The following is a 17796-nucleotide window of genomic DNA, read 5'->3' as shown; positions in this document are numbered from 1 at the left end:
GTCGTCAGCCGATCACCTTGTCGATCGCCTCGGTCGCGGCCTTCCACGCGTCGGCGGGCTTGGTGCCCCGCTGCTCCATGTTGTTGATCTGCGTGGAGATGGTGTCCTTGATCGTCGCGTCCTTCGGGCCGAGCACCGCCTCGGGGATGGTCTTGGCCTCGTCGGCGTAGATCTGGCCGATCGGCGCGTTGTTGAAGTACGGGAGCGTCGCGTTCTTCACGCCGGGCAGGTCGTAGGCGCCCTTGTTCGACGGGAAGACACCGATCGCCTTGAAGACCTCGGCCTGCTGCTCCGGGGCGGTCAGCCACTTGACGAGCTCGGCGGCCTCCTTGGCGTGCTTGCCGCTCTTGGGCACGGCCAGGAAGGAGCCGCCCCAGTTGGCCGCGGTCGAACCGGGGGCCTTGGCTATGTCCCACTTGCCCTTGAAGGCGTCACCGGAGTTGGTGGAGATCTGCCCGGCCATCCAGGCGGGGCAGGCCACGGTCGCCACGCTGCCCTTGCGCAGCGCCGCCGTCCAGGCGTCGGTGAACTGCGCCAGACCCTGGGTCAGCTTCTTCGAGGCGGCCTCGGCGGCCAGGTTCCAGCCCTGCTGCACGGAGGGGCTGTCCTTGTAGATCGGCTTGCCGGAGGCGTCGTAGTACTGCTGCGCGGAGGAACTGACGACCGCGTTGTACATGGCGCTCGCGGAGTCCATGAAGTAGGTGCCGGACGGGGCCTTCTTCTTGTACTGCTCGCCGAGCTTGAGGTAGTCCTCCCAGCCGCCCGCGACGGCCTTGGCGACCGCGTCGCGGTCGGAGGGCAGACCCGCCTTGTCGAAGAGGTCCTTGCGGTAGCACAGGGACATCGGGCCGATGTCGGTACCGGCGCCGATGACCGTGCCGTCCGCGGCGGTGGCCTGCTTCTCCTTCCAGGAGACCCAGTCGTCCACGTTGATCGTCTTGCTCAGGTCGGTGAACTTGGCCGCCTGGGTGTCGACGACCTCCTTGATGCGGCCCACCTCGATGCCGGTGACGTCCGCCAGGCCACTGCCCGTGTTCAGCTGCTGAAGGAGCTTGGGGTAGTAGTCCTGCTCGTTGGCGGTGGTCTCTTCCTTCACCGTGATGTTCGGGTGCAGCTTGTGGTACTTCGCGAACAGGTCGGCTTCCTTGTAGCCGAACTGCCCGAAGTCCGCCACCGTGAGAGTGATGTTCCCGTTGGAGTCCGAGGCGTCCGAGTCGCTGTCGCTGCTGCAACCGGTCAGCAGCAGCGCCGAGGCGGTCAGGACCGTTGTGGTCAGGGCCGCCGCTCTGCGGCCGCGACGACCGGTACCGGTGATGCGCATTCCACTACTCCTTGTTCCAGTGGGGAACGGGATCTCAGGAAACAGACCGCCGGGGACCGGCGATCCGGACCTGCCCTCTCGGTGCGAGCAGCGGCCGGCCCACCGCACTCGACGTGCGGTGAAAAGGTGCTGGTCAACGAGGTGCGGTGACGACAGAGGGAAAGGCCATGGGGTGGTTCGCTCCACACGGGAGAGATTCCCCCGCTACCCGTGGGACCGCTCCCACGCGGCATGCCGGAAGACTGGTTCCTGCCGGGCCGACTGTCAAGACTTGAAAACGGCGTTGTTGCCTAAGCGTGTTCCGGACGTCACGGGAACGTGTCGCGCCGGGGGGTTTCACCGGCGCGACATCAGCCCGCCTCATCCAGGAATCACGCAGGTCACAGACGCGACGGCGGTCGATGCCCCAGGAGTTGAGCTCCTCACCACCGCGCGTCCGGGGTTTCCCGGGCCAGAACGCGGCACGCGCGGACCGGACGCCGAGAGGTGAACGATGGGCTTTCCGCGGCGCCTCCCGGGAACCGGACGCCCCGGGCCGCCGGCGGGACCGCCGGAGCCGGGCGGCACCCCTTTGCCATGGGAGCGCTCCCATGCATAATGGCGACAAGCCGACCATGGGAGCGCTTCCATGCCCGATTCACCGACCGAGGCCTTTCCTCCCGCCTTCCTCTGGGGCGCCGCGACCTCCGCGTACCAGATCGAGGGGGCGGTACGGGAGGACGGCCGCACCCCCTCCATCTGGGACACCTTCAGCCACACGCCGGGCCGGACGGCCGGCGGCGAGACCGGTGACATCGCTGTCGACCACTACCACCGCTACCGCGACGACGTGGCGCTGATGGCGGACCTCGGCCTGAACGCCTACCGGTTCTCCGTCTCCTGGTCGCGCGTCCAGCCGACCGGCCGCGGCCCGGCCGTCCAGGTGGGCCTGGACTTCTACCGCCGGCTCGTCGACGAGCTGCTCGCGAAGGGCATCAGGCCCGCGATCACCCTCTACCACTGGGACCTGCCGCAGGAGCTGGAGGACGCGGGCGGCTGGCCGGAACGGGACACCGCGTACCGGTTCGCCGAGTACGCGCAGATCGTCGGCGAGGCGCTCGGCGACCGCGTGGAGCAGTGGATCACCCTCAACGAGCCCTGGTGCAGCGCCTTCCTCGGCTACGGCTCCGGGGTGCACGCCCCCGGCCGTACCGACCCGGCGGCCACCCTGCGCGCCGCGCACCACCTCAACCTGGCCCACGGCCTGGCCACTTCGGCACTCCGCTCGGTGATGCCGGCCCGCGACCAGGTCGCGATCAGCCTCAACTCCTCGGTGGTACGGCCGCTTTCGCAGGACCCGGCGGACCTGGTGGCGGTCCGCACCATCGACGACCTCGCCAACGGCGTCTTCCACGGCCCGATCCTGCACGGGGCCTACCCGCAGACGCTGTTCGCGGCGACGGCGTCGGTGACGGACTGGTCGTACGTGCTCGACGGCGACCTGGCCGCGATCCAGCAGCCGCTGGACGCCCTCGGCCTGAACTACTACACGCCGACCCTGGTGTCGGCGGCCTCCGGCGCGGTGACCGGCCCGCGGTCGGACGGCCACGGCGGCGGCGCCCACTCGCCCTGGCCGGGCGCCGACGACGTCGCCTTCCACCAGACGCCGGGCGAGCGCACCGAGATGGGCTGGACGATCGACCCGACGGGCCTGCACGAGCTGATCATGCGCTACACCCGCGAGGCACCGGGGCTGCCGCTCTACGTCACCGAGAACGGCGCGGCCTACGACGACAAGCCCGACCCGGACGGCCGGGTCCACGACCCGGAGCGCATCGCCTACCTGCACGGGCACCTGTCGGCGGTGCGGCGCGCGATCGCCGACGGCGCGGACGTGCGCGGGTACTACCTGTGGTCGCTGATGGACAACTTCGAGTGGGCGTACGGGTACGAGAAGCGGTTCGGGGCGGTGTACGTGGACTACGCGACGCTGGCCCGGACGCCGAAGTCGAGCGCCCGGTGGTACGGGGAGGCGGCCCGTACGGGGGCGTTGCCCGCGGCGGGGGCGGTTGCCTGACTCGGGCCGCGGCGGGTCGTCGTTCGGCTGCGGCGCCGTCGTGGCTGGTCGCGCAGTTCCCCGCGCCCCTGACGGGGCGCTCACAGGGGGCGCTCAGCGGGCTCTCAACTCCCGGGCGTCTGATGGGTGGTACGAGGTGATCGGGTGATCCTCGTGGACACCGGAGGACGTCATGGGATTCATCGTGCTGGTGCTGCTGGTGCTGGCCGTCGGCTCGGTGGTGGCTCTCGTCGGGCGGAACCGGGAGCGGGCCGCGGCCGGGGCCGGGGCCGGGGCCGGGCAGTCGGTCCAGCAGGACCTCACCGCCGACGCGGGGGCGGAGGCCACCCGCTGGGTGGACCGGCTGGGCGGCGGGATCACGACGCTGGCCGCGGGCGACGACCGGGCCGCCCGGCAGGCCCTGGCGGACGCGACCGAACGCCACCGCGCGGCGCAGGCCCAGCTGGCGACGGCGTACACCCCGGCGCAGTACGCCCTGGTCACCCAGACCGCGGTCGAGGGCCTGCACTACGTACGGGCGGCCCGCACCGCCCTCGGCCTCGACCCGGGTCCGGCGCTGCCGCCGACGGGCACGGCCGCCGCCGGCCGGCAGGTGACGGTGAACGGCCAGACGTACACGTCCTCGGACCGCCCGGGCGCGGGCACCCCCTACTACTACCCCGGCGGCCTGGTCGGCGGCCGTACCGTCCCCGGCGGCTGGTACAGCACGCCGTGGTGGAAGACGGCCCTGGTCGCGGGCGCCGCGGGGGTGGGCGGCATGCTCCTGGCCGACGCCCTCTTCGACGGGTTCCACCACCACGGCCCGCCGATGGGCGGGCCGGGAGGGTTCGGGGGGTTCGGCGGGCCCGGCGGGCCGGGCGGGCCGGGCGGGCCGGGCTTCTGAGCCGACGTGCTCGCGGTGCGGGTCAGCCGATCGCGGCGAAGGCCTTCGAGAAGGCGTACTTGTCCTGGGTGACGGAGCTGCAGGTGGCGTCGGCGGTGGACTTGGCGCCGCCGGCGCACTGCTGGTCGCGGGTGGCCGACCACATGGAGAGCCAGCCGATCCCCTTGGACCTGGCGAAGTCGACGAGCTGGGTGGCGTCGTCCACCTTGAAGACCTCGGCGGAGACGTCGTTGACGCCGATCATCGGGGTGACGGCCACCGACTTCCAGGCGGCGGCGTCGGAGAGGCCGAGGACGCTCCTGATCTGGGCCTGGGTGGCGGTGGCGGCCTGGATGGCGTAGGTGCCCATGTCGCCGTTGTAGGCGGGACCGTAGTCCATCGCCATGATGTTCACGGCGCTGGTCCTCACACCGTTGGCCTTGGCGTCGGAGAGCAGGTTCACGCCGTCCTGGGTGAGGCCTTCGGGCATCACCGGGAGGGTGAAGGAGACGTCCAGGCCGGGGTGGCTCGCCTGGAGCTTGGCGATGGCCTTCGCGCGGTTGGTGTTCGCCGTGGTGTTGGGCAGCGCGCCGCCCTCCACGTCGAAGTCGACCTTGGTCAGCTTGTACGCGTCGACGACCTTGCCGTACGCCGCCGCCAGCGCGTCCGCCGAGGAGCAGGTGGTGGCGAGTTCGGAGCCGGACGCGCCGCCGAAGGAGACCCGGACGTCACCGCCCTTGGCGCGCAGCGCGCCGATCTGGGACGCCACGCCGTCGCTCGCCAGGTCCGTCACCCCGCCCCACTTGGGCGTGCAGCCGCCGCCGTCGGTGACGAAGGCGAGGTTGTAGTTCTTCACGCCGGTCGCGTTCGCCGCCGCGAGGAGGTCGAACGCCGGGTAGAGGGAGGTGTCGACGTAGGGGGCGAACCCGGCGGAGGTAGTGGTACCGGATCCGGTGCCGGTGGTCTGGGTCGGGGTGGCGGTGGGGGTGGCCGACGCCGTGGGGGTGGCGGACGCCGTGGGCGTCGAAGTCGCGCTCCGGGTGGGGGTCGGGGTCGCGGTCGGGGTGGTGGACTGGGTCGGACGGCCGCTGGGCTCGGGGGTCGCCGTACCGTCCGCCGAACAGCTCGCGTTGTCGATACGGCAGCCGGTCGGGTCCCCGCTGCCGTTGACCACGAAGCCGACCGTGTCGGACTCGCCGGCCGCGAGGCCGTCCGTGTCCCACTTCGGCGGCTTCACGGTGACGTGCTGTCCGCTCACGGTGTACTCGGCGTTCCACAGCGAGCTGAGCTTCGCGCCGGCCGGCAGGTCGAACTCCAGCGTCCAGTCGTGCTCCCTGGCACCGCTGTTGTTCGTGACGACGTACTGCGCGGTGTACCCGGTCGACCAGTCGCTGGTCTTCGTGTACGCGGCGCCGACCCCGGCCGCCTGTGCGATCCCGGTGAACAGGACCGCCCCGCCACCGACCACGGCCGCGGCGACCAGACCGCCTATCGCCTTGTTCCTGCCACTGATTCTGCGCCGGTGCGTGCTCATGCCGTGCCTGCCTTCGCCTGCCAACGGGGGTGGGGTGCGGCAGCACGCTAGCGGCCGGGAATCGGACAAACGGCCTGATAGGGGCGGCTGTTGGGGATCTTAGGGTGCGCTTAAGGACAGCATCGGGACCGATTAAAGGTCGAGACCAATTTGCCCGGTGGTTCCCCCGGTTCCGCCGGTTCCGCCGCTTCCGCTGCGGCCCGGTTCTCCCGGCTGCCTGCGCGGACGGCGCCGGCGCACCGCTCCCCTGTGCCCCTTGCGCTCCGGCTTCCGGCCGTCCAGCTGGAGCCAGATCCGCACCTCGGTCCCGCCGAGCACCGACGACCCGATCCGCACGTCACCGCCGGTCGACTCGGCCAGCCGGCGCACGATGTCCAGGCCGAGCCCGGTCGACCCGGCCGCCCCGGAACCCCGCCCGCGGGCCATCGCCGCCTCCGGGTCCCGGATGCCGTGTCCCGCGTCCGAGACCAGCACGATCACCGCGTCCTCCGCGTTGTGCACGTCGACCGCGAAGGCGGTGCCCTCGGCGGTGTGCCGGAAGACGTTGCCGAGCAGCGCGTCCAGCGCGGCGGCCAGGTCGGCGCGGGCCACGGGTATGCGCACCGGCCGGTCCACGCCGGCCACCCGCCACTTGCGGCCCTCGTCCTCCGCGAGCGCCGACCAGAACCCCATCCGCTCCCGCACCACCTCGGCCGCGTCGCACCCGGCGCCCGGCCCGATCGCCGCCGTCTGCGGCTTGGCCTCCCGGGCGGTCCTGATGATGGTGTCGACCTCGCGCTCCAGCTGCGCGACGGCGGCCCGGGTCTGCTCGGCGGCGGTCCCCTCCCCGAGCGAGGCCGCGTTCAGCCGGAGCACGGTGAGCGGGGTGCGCAGCCGGTGCGACAGGTCGGCGGCCAGTTCCCGCTCGTTCGCCAGCAGTTGGACGACCTGGTCGGCCATCGAGTTGAACGCGACCGCCGCCAGCCGCAGTTCGTTCGGCCCCTCCTCGGGGACCCGCGCCCCCAGCTTGCCCTCCCCCAGTTCGTGCGCGCCCTCCACCAGCCGCTGAGCGGGCTGCACCATCCGTACGCCCAACCGGTCGGCGACCGCGACCGAGCCGACGATCAGCGCCAGGCCGACGGCGGCGAGCACCGCCCAGGCCGTGCCGACCCCGTTGGTCACCTCGGACTCGGGCACGTACACCTCGACGACCGCGATGGCACCGGAACTCAGCGCGACGGGCTGCAGCAGGGTCGAACCACCGGCCACGCCGGTCGTCGAGGCCCGCCCCAGCTTCCGTACGGCCGCGATGTCCCGGTCGGCGGCGCGCTGCCGCCCGATGTCGACGGCGGCCTGGCCACCGGCCGCCGGTATGTGCACGGCCATGCCCCGGTCGGCGCCGGCCGAGGCCACCACCCGCTCCAGCTTGTCCCGGTCGGTGGTGATGGACAGGGCCGGGGCGACCGCGGCGGCCTCCCGCTCGGCGTTGGAGAACGCCCGGTCGCGGGCCAGCTCCTTGACGACCAGGCCGAGCGGGACGGCGAAGGCGACCACGACCATCGCGGTGACCGCCAGGCAGACCTTGACCAGGGCCCATCTCATCCGACCGGCCTCGCTTCCCCGCCCGGCGGCTCCAGCTTCACGCCGACCCCCCGCAGTGTGTGCAGATACCGCGGCCGGGCCGCCGTCTCACCCAGCTTCCGCCGCAGCCACGACAGATGGACGTCGATGGTCTGGTCGTCCCCGTACGACTGCTGCCACACCTCCGCCAGCAGCTCCTTGCGCGGCACCACGACCCCCGGCCGCCCGGCGAGGAAGGCCAGCAGGTCGAACTCCCGCCGGGTGAGATCGAGCCGCGCCCCGTCCAACTCGGCCTGCCTGCGCAGCGGGTCGACGGCCAGCCCGCCGACCCGCAGCACGCTCGACGGCGCGGGCTCGCCGCCGCCCGACCGCGCCCGGCGCAGCACGGCGGCCATCCGCGCCGACAGGTGCTCGACGGAGAACGGCTTGGTCAGATAGTCGTCCGCTCCCGCGTTGAGCAGCCGGACGATCTCCGTCTCGTCGTCGCGTGCCGTGGCGATGATGACGGGCACGTCGGTGATGCCGCGCAGCATCTTCAGCGCCTCGGAGCCGTCCAGGTCCGGCAGTCCGAGGTCCAGCACGACCACGTCGAAACGGAAATGGGCGACCTCGCGCAGCGCCTCCAGCGCCGTGCCGACACTGCGCACGGTGTGCGCGGCGTCGGTGAGATGCCGGATGAGCGCCGAGCGTACGAACTGGTCGTCCTCGACCACGAGCACACTTGCCATGCGCCGCACCGTACGCCATGCGGCAGGCACCGGTCGGGGCCTGTGGATAACTCGGGTCGAGTGCGCACGGCGGTGCCTCTGAGGCAGTATGGCCCGCGATGCGCAGAGGACTCGTACACCTGATGGCCTGGCTGCTCGCCACGGGCGCGGCGGTCACGCTGTCGTGGTGGGGCGTCCACACGGTGATGGCGGCCACGGCCTATGCGCCGCCGCGCGCCCTCTCGATCACGGCGGCGGACGACGAGCCGACGGTCCAGGGTGCCAAGTCCCTCGGGTCGCCCACGTCCCGCGCGCCGAGCCCGTCGCGTACGGCCGCACCGCGCCCGTCGGCGACTCCCACGCCTACGCCGTCCACCACCCCTGCGGCCACCCCGAGCCCGTCCGCCTCCGCTTCTTCGTCCCCGTCCGCCTCGGGCGAGGTCAAGGCCTACGACACGGCCGGCGGCCGGGCGGTCTTCGACCTGGGTACCGCCAGCGCGACCCTGGTGTCGGCGACGCCGGGTACGGGCTGGTCGATGCAGGTCTGGAAGACGGAGACGTGGATCCGCATCCAGTTCAGCAAGAGCGCGGACCGGGTGTCGGTGTTCTGCACGTGGCACGACAGCGCCCCGCAGGTACAGGTGGAGACGTACTGACAGCTGGGCCGGGGGGGGTGGGGAGAAGCCCCGCAAGGGGCGCGGGGAACTGCGCGAGCAACCCCCACCGGCCTGCGGTGGAGCGGCTGCCTGGAGCTGGGTAGCCCCGTAAGGGGCGCGGGGAACTGCGCGGCCGGCCCCCACCGGCCGCAGGGTCAGCGAAACACCGAAGGCGGTGGGGGCGGTGAAGCCACGGCCACCGCGTCCGTCACGGCAGTCGCGCCGCCGGTGAAGTCCCGCAGGGGCCGCCCGTGTTCGACCCGCCCGGGGTGCGGGTCGGATGCGCAGCGCCGGGTCAGCTCTGCCACCGGCAGCTGGACGTCGGCCGCCACCAGCACCGCGTTGCCGAACCGCTTCCCCCGCCAGACCGTCGGGTCCGCCACCACCGCGACCTCCGCGAACCTCGCCCCCGCGGTGGCGATCTGCCCCTTCAGGTGGGCCAGCGGCGGCCCGTCCGCGAGGTTGGCTGCGTACACGCCCCCCGGCCGCAGCACCCTCCGCACGGCGTCCAGGAACTCCGTGGACGTCAGGTGCGCCGGAGTGCGCGCCCCGCTGAACACGTCCGCTATGACGAGGTCCGCCCACGCCTCCGGGACCTTGTCCAGCCCCTCCCGGGCGTCCACGGACCGCACCCGTATCCGCGCGTTCGCGTCCAGCGGCAGCTCGCGCCGCACCAGTTGGACCAGGGCCGCGTCCCGCTCCACGACCTGCTGGGTGGACCGGGGCCGGGTCGCGGCGACGTACCGCGCCAGCGTCAGCGCACCGCCGCCGAGGTGCACGACCTGCACGGGCCTGCCCGGCGGTGCCACCAGGTCGATGACATGGCCGAGCCGACGCTGGTACTCGAAGGAGAGGTACGCGGGGTCGTCGAGGTCGACGTGCGACTGCGGGGCGCCGTCGATGAGCAGCGTCCAGGCCCGGCCCCGGTCGGGGTCCGGGATGAGCTGGGCGAGGCCGCCGTCGACGGCCTCGACCACGGCCTCGGCAGCGGCGGCCGACCGGCGACGTGCGTTCCTGGACTTGCCCATTCCGCCATTTTCCCAGGCGGCGGCCGTCCGGGAAATTCAGCGGCAGCTGTCCGCGGCCTCGATCATCCGGGCCGCCTCCCCGAGCGCCCGCCGCAGCACCGCCGGATCGGTCGCCGGCTCGGCCTCGCCGGGCGGCAGCAGCCAGTCGGAGCCCTCGACCGGCGGCTCCGGATGGAGCCGCAGTCCGCGCCCCTCGGTCCCGGTACAGGTGCTGCCGGGTACGTCCCAGCCCGCCGCCGTACCGGCCGGCACCACGAAGCCGAGGGTGCCGCCCCCGTCGTCGTGGAGCACGGGACCCACCGCCTCCCCGGCCCCCCGGCGCAGGATGTCGACCGCCTCCAGGCCCTGCCGGGCCGGCACCGTCACGAGGTCGCATCCCGCATCGTCACAAGGATCGTTGCTCTGGCTGGTCTCCATCCCGGCCTCCACCGCGCAGCCCTCTTGCCGTCCATGAGGTCCAACGCGCCACCGCGTCAACGGCTACGGCAGAAGTCAGCCGCAAAGGATGGCAGTTCATGGCAGATCGTGGATGAGATATCCGGTTTGTAGCCAAACCCTGCGTCACGGGTCCGACACAGCAGGTACGTTCTTGCCCGCCGGAATCAAGGGTCCACTCGGACAACTCACCATGAGTCCGGCATGGTTCGACGGTTCGCACGAGAGGACCCGGCCATGGCGTCGTCAACCACGACCTCGTCGCAGCCCGATCGGCCGGTACGGCCGAACGTCGCCTTCCGGCAGGTACGCGGCCGGCACTCACCGGCCGAGTTCGCCGCGCTGGTACGGCGTGCCGCCCGCGAGATCGGCGAGCGGGTGAGCTGTGACGCTCGCTACATCGGCCGGGTCGAGGCGGGTGAGATCCGCTGCCCCAACTACGCCTACGAACGGGTGTTCCTGCACATGTTCCCCGGCCGCACGCTCGCCGACCTCGGTTTCGCGCCCCGCTCGTCCGTCCGCGGACGGACCGCACGGCCGCCGGAGGACGTGCCCCTGGTTCTCGCCCCCGGTGAGACGCAAGGGGCCGTCGAGCCGTATGACCCGCAGGACCACTACCACCCGCACGACCCGCATGATCCGCACGAGGTGCGGAACCCGCAGGACCCGTACGAGACGCACGACAACTACGAGGAGAGCGACGTGCTGCGTCGCCTATTCATGACCGGCGGGGGCGCCACCGTGGCCGCCGCCACGCTGGGCCCGCTCGGGTTCACCATCGACGCCGTGGCGGCGGACCGGCCGGTCCGCCGTCCCGGGTCCTCGCACGCGACCGCCCTGGAGGAGGCCGTACGCCGGATCCGGCTGCTGGACGACCGGCACGGCGCGGACGGTCTTTACCGGCGCGCGGCGGCTCCGCTGCGCGCGGCGTACGCGCTCCTTGACGCGGGCGCGACCCGGCAGACGACCGCCGAGCGGCTGCACTCGGGCGCCGGCGAACTGGCCATCTCGGTGGGCTGGCTGGCCCATGACTCCGGCCGCTTCGACGACGCCCGCTCGCACTACGCGGAGGCGCTGGCGACGGCCCGGATGACCGGGGACGCCGGGCTGGAGGCGCACGCCTTCTGCAACACGGCGTTCCTGGCGCGGGACGCCGGGCGGCCCCGGGAGGCGGTACGGGCGGCCCAGGCCGCGCAGCGCGTCGGCCGGCCGCTGGGCTCGGCCCGCCTCATGTCCCTGCTCGCCCTGCGTGAGGCGGGCGGCTGGGCGGGGCTCGCCGACCGCACCGGCACCGAACAGGCGCTGGCCCGCGCACAGGCCCTCTTCGAGCGGGGCCACTCGGACGCCGACCCCGAGTGGATGAGCTTCTACGGAGAGGCCGAGCTGGAGGGCCTGGAGGCGCAGTGCTGGTCCATGCTGGGCGACTGGCGCCGGGCCGCGCGGCACGCGCACCGGGCCGCCGAGCTGCAGGACCCGCACTTCACGAGGAACATCGCGCTGTACACGGCGGAGCTCGCGGACGACCTCGCGCGCGGGGGGCGGCCGGACGAGGCGGCGACGGCGGGCATGCGGGTCCTGGACCTGCTGGACCAGGTCCAGTCGTCCCGGATCCAGGGGATGCTCGCGGGCACGGCCCGGGTGCTGCTGCCGCACCGGCGGGCGAGCGGGGTCCAGGAGTTCCTGGACCGCCACGCGTCCACGCCAAGGGGTGTGTAGGGCCGACAGGGGTACGTCCGTAGTCGTCCGGCTGCGGGTGAGTGGGGGCTGGTCGCGCAGTTCCCCGCGCCCCTTACAGGGCGCTGCAGTCACGTCACCCGCCCAGGTGCCCCAAGTCGTTCCAGCTCTCGATCGCCGGCTCCCCGTAGGCCCACCCCAGCACGGACAGTGACGTCGGGTTCAGCCGGATGCGGGACGCGAAGTCCAGCGGCAGCCCGAGCCACCGCGCCCCGATCGACCGCAGAATGTGCCCGTGGGCGAAGATCAGGACGTCGCGGTCGGCCGACCGCGCCCAGGCCACGGCCTCGTCGGCCCGCGCGGTGACCTCCGCCAGGGTCTCGCCCCCGGGGACGCCGTCCCGCCAGATCAGCCAGCCGGGGCGGACGGACGAGATCTCCGCCGGGGTCAGGCCCTCGTACGCCCCGTAGTCCCACTCCATCAGCGTGTCCCACGGCTCGGCACGCTCGCCGAACCCGGCGAGTTCGCAGGTCTCACGCGCGCGTGCCAGCGGGCTGGTGCGTATCTCGGCGTCAGCGAGACCGTCGAACGGCGGCCGGTGCAGGCGCTCGCCGAGCAGCTTGGCACCCCGCCGGCCCTCCTCCAGGAGCGGTACGTCGGTCCTGCCGGTGTGCTTGCCGGACAGTGACCACTCCGTCTGTCCGTGCCGGGCCAGCAGGATGCGCGGTGCCATGGGGGGAGAACCTTTCGGGAGAAATTCGGAAGCGGGACACCTCCATCATCGCCCAGGCTGGAAACGCGCAGGGAACAGCCCGGGAGGGCGGGCAACCCGCCGCGCGCTCTCCGCGTCTTTGAGTGCTGAGCGCCCCGCATGGGCGGGATGACGCGCAACGTAAAGTGTCACGGTCGGCCCGCCGGGTGCCGCGCGGACGGGGACGAGAAGGGGGAGGCAGTCGGATGCCGCAGACCGAGAAACCGGGCACCGAGGTGGCTGCGCGAACCCGGTTGCGCTGGTGGACCGAGCTGCCGCTGATCCTGCTGGTGTACGGCTGCTACACGGCCGGCCGCCTGCTCGCGCGCGGGAACACCGCCACCGCCGTCGACCACGGCCTGGCGATCCTGCGCATCGAGAAGGCCCTGCACCTCAACGCCGAGCACCCGCTCAACCGCCTGTTCACACGGGAGGCGTGGCTCGGCATACCCGCGGACTTCTGGTACGCCTCGCTGCACTACCTGGTCACCCCGGTGATCCTGGTCTTCCTGTTCCGCAAGCGCGCCGAGGTCTACCGGCGGGCCCGCACCTGGCTGATGACGTCCACGTTCATCGGCCTCATCGGCTTCACCCTGCTGCCCACCTGCCCGCCCCGGCTGCTGGACCTGAAGTACGGGTTCGTCGACACCATGGCCCAGTACAGCTCGTACGGCTGGTGGGGCGGCGACGCCAGCGCCCCGCGCGGCCTGGGCGGCATGACCAACCAGTACGCGGCGATGCCGAGCCTGCACTGCGGCTGGGCGCTGTGGTGCGGGGTGATGCTCTGGCGCCACGGCGGCAACCGCCTGACCAAGGTGCTCGGCGTGGCCTACCCGCTGCTGACCGCGATCGTGGTCATGGGCACCGCCAACCACTACTTCCTGGACGCGGTCGCGGGTGTGTTCGTGATGGGCGTGGGCTACCTGCTGGCGCCGCGGGTGATGCGGGTCGCGGACATGGTCAGGGTGCGGATCACCTCGGGCGTCTCCCTCGTCGCAGCCCGCTCGGACGGCGCAGGTTCCCCGATTGTCAGTGGCGGATGCCAGACTTCGGCGGGTGAGCGAATCCCATCGCAGCGCGAGTCCCGGCTCGCCGCCGCAGCCGAACCGGACGCTTCCCCCACAGACGCGGGGGACGGCGCTCCGGCACCGGCTCGCTGAGCTGCGCGGCCCCGCCGTCCCGGCCAAGGCACTCGACGCGCGTGCCCTCGCGGCGCTCGCCGCGAACCCCGGGTGCAGACGGCGGGCGCTCCTGGACGGCGCCGGGGTGGACAAGACCGCGCTGGCCGGCGCCCTCGGCTCGCCCTCGGCCTTCGGCCAGTCGCAGTTCGCGCTGACCCGGGGCAACGCCTTCGAGGCGAAGGTGAAGGCGGACGGCGGTGCCGAGCTGCTGCGGCTGGTGCGCACCCACCTCGACCCGGGCGCCGAGCCCGCCGAGCGGGCCGCCGTGCCGGACCTGACCGCGATCGGACCCGAGGGGCGTACGGCCCGTACGGCGCTGGCGCTGCGGGAGGCCGTGGCGGCCGGCGGCTGGGCGCTGTTCGACCATCCGATGCTGGCCCTCGAGGTGGCCGGCTCGCCCGCGTTCCTGGAGCCCGACGCGGTGGTCGTGCACCCGGACGGCAGCTGGACGGTCGTGGAGATCAAGTCGTTCCCGATGCTGGACGGCTCCGCCGACCCGGCGAAGGTGGGCGCCGCCGCCCGGCAGGCCGCGGTGTACGTGCTGGCCCTTGAGGAGGTCGCGGCCCGGCTCACCCCGGCCCCGCGCGTCCGCCACGACGTGCTGCTGGTCTGCCCCAAGGACTTCGCCAACCTGCCGACCGCCGCGGCCGTGGACGTCCGCAAGCAGCGCGCGGTCACCGCCCGCCAGCTGGCCCGGCTCACCCGCGTCCAGGACATCGCCGACGCCCTCCCGGCGGGCACCTGCTTCGCCCCGGACCTGCCGGCGGAGCAGCTCACGGCGGCCGTGGACGCGGTCCCCGCGACGTACGCGCCCGAGTGCCTGTCCGCCTGCGAGCTGGCCTTCCACTGCCGGCAGCGGTCCCGCGCGGCCGACGAGGTGACCGCGCTGGGCCGCGCGGCCCGCGCCGAGCTGGGCGGACTGAGCACCGTCGAGGAGGTGCTGTCGGCGGCGCGCGGCGAGAGCGGCGACCCGGCCGACCCCGCGGTCGCGGCCCTGCGCCGGGCGGCGACCCTGCGAGCCGAAGCGCTGAGCGCCGGTGTCGGTGTCAGTGCCGGTGTCGGCCTCGGCGTCCAGGGGGCCGTGTGTCCCTGATCACCACCCTCGCCCGCCTGGAAGCCGTGAGCTCGGGCAGCGCGCAGCCCGCCGCGACCGTCCGCCACCGGCACCTCTCCGACCGCCCGCTGGTCTTCGTCCCGCTCACCACCGCCGGTGAGGCCGGTGCCCCGCTCGGCGCGCTGGTCGGCACCGACCGGGACGCCCCGCGGCTGCTGGCCGTGCCCCAGCCGCGCGACCGCGACCTGCGGTTCGCGTTCCTCGCCCAGCTCGCCGACGTCGTCCTGCCCTACCTGGACTCCTACGCGGACTCCGTCGAGGCGGCCGAGCGCACCGAGACCGACCCGGAGACCGGCAAGCGGGTCAAGGTCGAGGTCGAACTCTGCGCGGACGCCCCCCAGCTGATCGTCCCGGGCCGTGCGGGCGTCGAGTACGTACGGCTGCTGGGGCGGTCGATGCGGTTCCGGCGCACGGCGGAGCAGGACCCGGAGGCGCCCTACCCGGCGCCGCCCCGGGTGCCGTTGCTCGGCCGCTGGCTCACGCACTTCGGCGAGCGGGCCCGGGTCCCCGGCTCCTCCCTGCTGCTCGCCATGACGGACCTGCTGTCCCGGCACTGGGCCACCGGCCAGTCCGGCATCGAGGACCAGCACCTGGGCGCGCTGCTCGCCTGGATCGCCCCGCCGGAGGGGAGCACGGGCTCGGAGGCCGCGCGGGTGGCCGAGCTGGCGCGGGACGGCGACGGGCAGTTGCTGTGCCCGCCGGCCGGGCCCGCCACCGACCCGGCCTTCGACAACAGGCTGCTGGCCCCCGCCTTCGAGCGCTACGACCGGGCCCGTACCGCCCTCGCGGAGGCCGAGGACGGTCTCCAGGCCGACGACCGGCTGGTGATCCTCACCGCCGCCGAGCGGGAGATCCGCGCCCTGGTCGAGAGCCGTACCCGGCCCACCTGGGACGCGGTCTGGCAGGGCCTGGACCTGCTGCGCGGGCTGCCGGAGGGCGCCCGGGCCGAGGAGCGGTGGACGCGCGACCGCTGGTCGTTCACCGGCCACCGGGACCGCGTCCTGGCGGGCGAGCCCCCGCAGCCGCGCCGCGACGATGCGGTCACCGCCGCCAACAAGCTGGCCACGCGCGAGCGCGAGCAGGCCCGCCTGGACGCCCAGGAGGCCCTCGACGACCCGCTGGTGATGGCGGGGCGGCGGCTGTCCGGGGAGGCGTTCGCCGGGGAGGTCCTCGATGTCGTCATGGCGTACAGCGAGGGCAAGCGGCCCAGCCCGCGCCCGCTGCTGACCGTGCGCACGGAGGACCGGCCGCAGCTGGGCGAGCGCGCCAAGGCGTACCGCTCGCTGGGCGGCAAGCCGCAGTCGACGGAGTTCGTGGGGTACGAGGCGGAGGGGGTCCTGGTGCTGCGTGTCCTGGACAAGATGGGCCGCGGCAAGGAACCCGAACCCGGTTCGGTGCCGGAGAAGGGCGACCGGCTCCTCTTCACCCTGTTCGAACACGAGCAGCGCGGTGGGGCGAAGCTGCCCGACCCGGAGGACACGCCGTGGACGCACGGCGGACCGCCGGGCCAGGCCGCCCCCGAGGCGGCCGACGCCGTGACCGCGGAGGACGTGCTGTGACGACCACGGACTTCGATCCCGGCACGGCCGCGGCCGAGGCCACCGCCGCGATCCTGCGCGACACCCTGCACGGCACCGACCGGGGTGTGGTCGTGGACTCCCCGCCGGGCGCCGGCAAGTCCACGCTGGTGGTGCGGGCGGCGCTCGAACTCGCCGACGCCGGGCGCCCGCTGATGGTGGTCGCGCAGACGAACGCGCAGGTCGACGACCTGGTCCTGCGGCTCGCCGAGAAGAACCCGGAGCTGCCCGTCGGCCGCCTGCACAGCAGTGACGCCGACCCGTACGACAAGGCGCTGGACGACCTGCCGAGCGTCCGCAAGTCGGCGAAGGCGGCCGACCTCAGGGAGACCCAGGTCGTGCTCTCCACCGCCGCGAAGTGGGCGCACGTGAAGGTGGACGAGCCCTGGCGGCACGCGATCGTCGACGAGGCGTACCAGATGCGCTCCGACTCCCTGCTCGCCGTGGCCGGCCTGTTCGAACGGGCGCTGTTCGTGGGCGACCCCGGCCAGCTGGACCCGTTCGCGATCGTGGGCAGCGAGCAGTGGGCGGGGCTGTCGTACGACCCGTCGGCCTCCGCCGTCTCCACGCTCCTCGCCCACAACCCGGGCCTGCCCCAGCACCGCCTCCCGGTCTCCTGGCGCCTGCCCGCGTCCGCGGCCCCCCTGGTCTCCGGCGCGTTCTACCCGTACACCCCGTTCCGCAGCGGCACCGGCCACGGCGACCGGCGCCTCGCCTTCGCCGTCCCCTCCGACGGCTCGGGCCCCGACCGGGTGATCGACGAGGCGGCCGAGTCCGGCTGGGGCCTGCTGGAGCTGCCCGCCCGGCACACCCCGCGCACCGACCCGGAGGCGGTCCGCGCGGTGGCGACGGTGGTACGGCGCCTGCTCGACCGCGGCGGCTCGGCCCTCTCGGAACGCTCCCCCGACCCCGCCCCGCTCACCGCCGACCGGATCGCCGTCGGCACCGCCCACCGCGACCAGGCGGCGGCGGTCCGCGCGGCCCTGGCGGAGCTGGGTGCGGCGGACGTCACCGTCGACACCGCGAACCGCCTCCAGGGCCGGGAGTACGACGTGACGGTCGTCCTCCACCCGCTCTCCGGCCGCCCCGACGCCACCGCCTTCCACCTGGAGACGGGCCGCCTCTGCGTCCTCGCCTCCCGCCACCGCCACGCCTGCATCATGATCTGCCGCGCCGGCGTGACCGACCTCCTGGACGACTACCCGTCCACGGAACCGGTCCAGCTCGGAACCCTCGTGAAGTTCCCCGACGGCTGGGAGGCGAACCACGCGGTACTGGCGCATCTGGCCGAGCACCGGGTGACCTGGCGGCCGTGACGGACACCGTCACCGGCACCCCCA

The 17796-nt window shown here is 73.4% G+C and carries 15 protein-coding genes; 8 read left to right on the top strand and 7 right to left on the bottom strand.

Annotation, left to right across the window (positions count from 1 at the left end; translation table 11 throughout):
• Positions 1-4: 4 nt before the first annotated feature.
• Positions 5-1321, bottom strand: a complete 1317-nt coding sequence (locus AB0D74_RS17575) for an extracellular solute-binding protein (protein ID WP_362586745.1) — start codon at positions 1319-1321, stop codon at positions 5-7.
• A 628-nt stretch (positions 1322-1949) separates the two neighbouring features.
• Here AB0D74_RS17575 and AB0D74_RS17570 point away from each other — a divergent pair.
• Complete coding sequence (locus tag AB0D74_RS17570; protein ID WP_362586743.1) at positions 1950-3377, top strand: GH1 family beta-glucosidase; 1428 nt, start codon at positions 1950-1952, stop codon at positions 3375-3377.
• Positions 3378-3549: 172 nt separating this feature from the next.
• Complete coding sequence (locus AB0D74_RS17565; RefSeq protein ID WP_362586740.1) at positions 3550-4260, top strand: hypothetical protein; 711 nt, start codon at positions 3550-3552, stop codon at positions 4258-4260.
• 22 nt (positions 4261-4282) lie between these two features.
• Here AB0D74_RS17565 and AB0D74_RS17560 read toward each other — a convergent pair whose 3' ends face one another.
• The 3 genes from AB0D74_RS17560 to AB0D74_RS17550 form a co-directional block, all read right to left on the bottom strand.
• Positions 4283-5773 carry a cellulose binding domain-containing protein gene (locus AB0D74_RS17560; protein WP_362586737.1) on the bottom strand — a complete coding sequence of 497 codons (1491 nt, stop codon included), beginning with the start codon at positions 5771-5773 and terminating at the stop codon, positions 4283-4285.
• A gap of 132 nt (positions 5774-5905) precedes the next feature.
• Positions 5906-7354: a HAMP domain-containing sensor histidine kinase gene (locus AB0D74_RS17555; protein WP_362586734.1), complete on the bottom strand. Its 1449-nt coding sequence runs from the start codon at positions 7352-7354 to the stop codon at positions 5906-5908.
• Positions 7351-8061 (bottom strand): response regulator transcription factor, encoded by a 711-nt coding sequence (locus AB0D74_RS17550; protein ID WP_362586731.1) that lies wholly within the window; start codon positions 8059-8061, stop codon positions 7351-7353. The genes AB0D74_RS17555 and AB0D74_RS17550 overlap by 4 nt, the downstream gene beginning before the upstream one ends.
• A gap of 98 nt (positions 8062-8159) precedes the next feature.
• Between AB0D74_RS17550 and AB0D74_RS17545 the strand changes: the two genes are divergently transcribed.
• On the top strand, positions 8160-8696 hold the full coding sequence (locus tag AB0D74_RS17545; RefSeq protein ID WP_362586728.1) for a hypothetical protein: 537 nt from the start codon (positions 8160-8162) through the stop codon (positions 8694-8696).
• 155 nt (positions 8697-8851) lie between these two features.
• On the opposite strand, the gene AB0D74_RS17540 is transcribed toward AB0D74_RS17545, so the two are convergent.
• Complete coding sequence (locus AB0D74_RS17540; protein WP_362586725.1) at positions 8852-9724, bottom strand: fused MFS/spermidine synthase; 873 nt, start codon at positions 9722-9724, stop codon at positions 8852-8854.
• A gap of 36 nt (positions 9725-9760) precedes the next feature.
• On the bottom strand, positions 9761-10141 hold the full coding sequence (locus AB0D74_RS17535) for a hypothetical protein (RefSeq protein ID WP_362586723.1): 381 nt from the start codon (positions 10139-10141) through the stop codon (positions 9761-9763).
• A gap of 255 nt (positions 10142-10396) precedes the next feature.
• Between AB0D74_RS17535 and AB0D74_RS17530 the strand changes: the two genes are divergently transcribed.
• Entirely contained in the window at positions 10397-11875 is a 1479-nt protein-coding gene (locus AB0D74_RS17530; RefSeq protein WP_362586720.1) for a hypothetical protein, read from the top strand.
• Between the two features lie 94 nt (positions 11876-11969).
• On the opposite strand, the gene AB0D74_RS17525 is transcribed toward AB0D74_RS17530, so the two are convergent.
• Complete coding sequence (locus tag AB0D74_RS17525) at positions 11970-12566, bottom strand: histidine phosphatase family protein (protein WP_362586717.1); 597 nt, start codon at positions 12564-12566, stop codon at positions 11970-11972.
• 224 nt (positions 12567-12790) lie between these two features.
• On the opposite strand from AB0D74_RS17525, the gene AB0D74_RS17520 reads away from it, so the two are divergent.
• Genes AB0D74_RS17520 through AB0D74_RS17505 form a run of 4 tightly spaced genes read left to right on the top strand, consistent with a single transcriptional unit; the run spans position 12791 to position 17772 of the window.
• On the top strand, positions 12791-13744 hold the full coding sequence (locus AB0D74_RS17520) for a phosphatase PAP2 family protein (protein ID WP_362586715.1): 954 nt from the start codon (positions 12791-12793) through the stop codon (positions 13742-13744).
• Positions 13641-14858 (top strand): hypothetical protein, encoded by a 1218-nt coding sequence (locus AB0D74_RS17515; protein WP_362586712.1) that lies wholly within the window; start codon positions 13641-13643, stop codon positions 14856-14858. Before AB0D74_RS17520 ends, AB0D74_RS17515 begins: the two co-directional genes overlap by 104 nt.
• On the top strand, positions 14849-16438 hold the full coding sequence (locus AB0D74_RS17510; RefSeq protein ID WP_362586709.1) for a hypothetical protein: 1590 nt from the start codon (positions 14849-14851) through the stop codon (positions 16436-16438). Before AB0D74_RS17515 ends, AB0D74_RS17510 begins: the two co-directional genes overlap by 10 nt.
• Positions 16435-17772, top strand: coding sequence for an AAA family ATPase (locus AB0D74_RS17505; protein WP_362586706.1), 1338 nt, complete (start codon positions 16435-16437; stop codon positions 17770-17772). The genes AB0D74_RS17510 and AB0D74_RS17505 overlap by 4 nt, the downstream gene beginning before the upstream one ends.
• The last annotated feature ends 24 nt before the right edge of the window (positions 17773-17796 follow it).

Source organism: Streptomyces sp. NPDC048278 (assembly GCF_040652195.1).
Taxonomy (GTDB): Bacteria; Actinomycetota; Actinomycetes; order Streptomycetales; family Streptomycetaceae; genus Streptomyces.
This window is presented reverse-complemented; position numbering and strand designations above follow the sequence as displayed.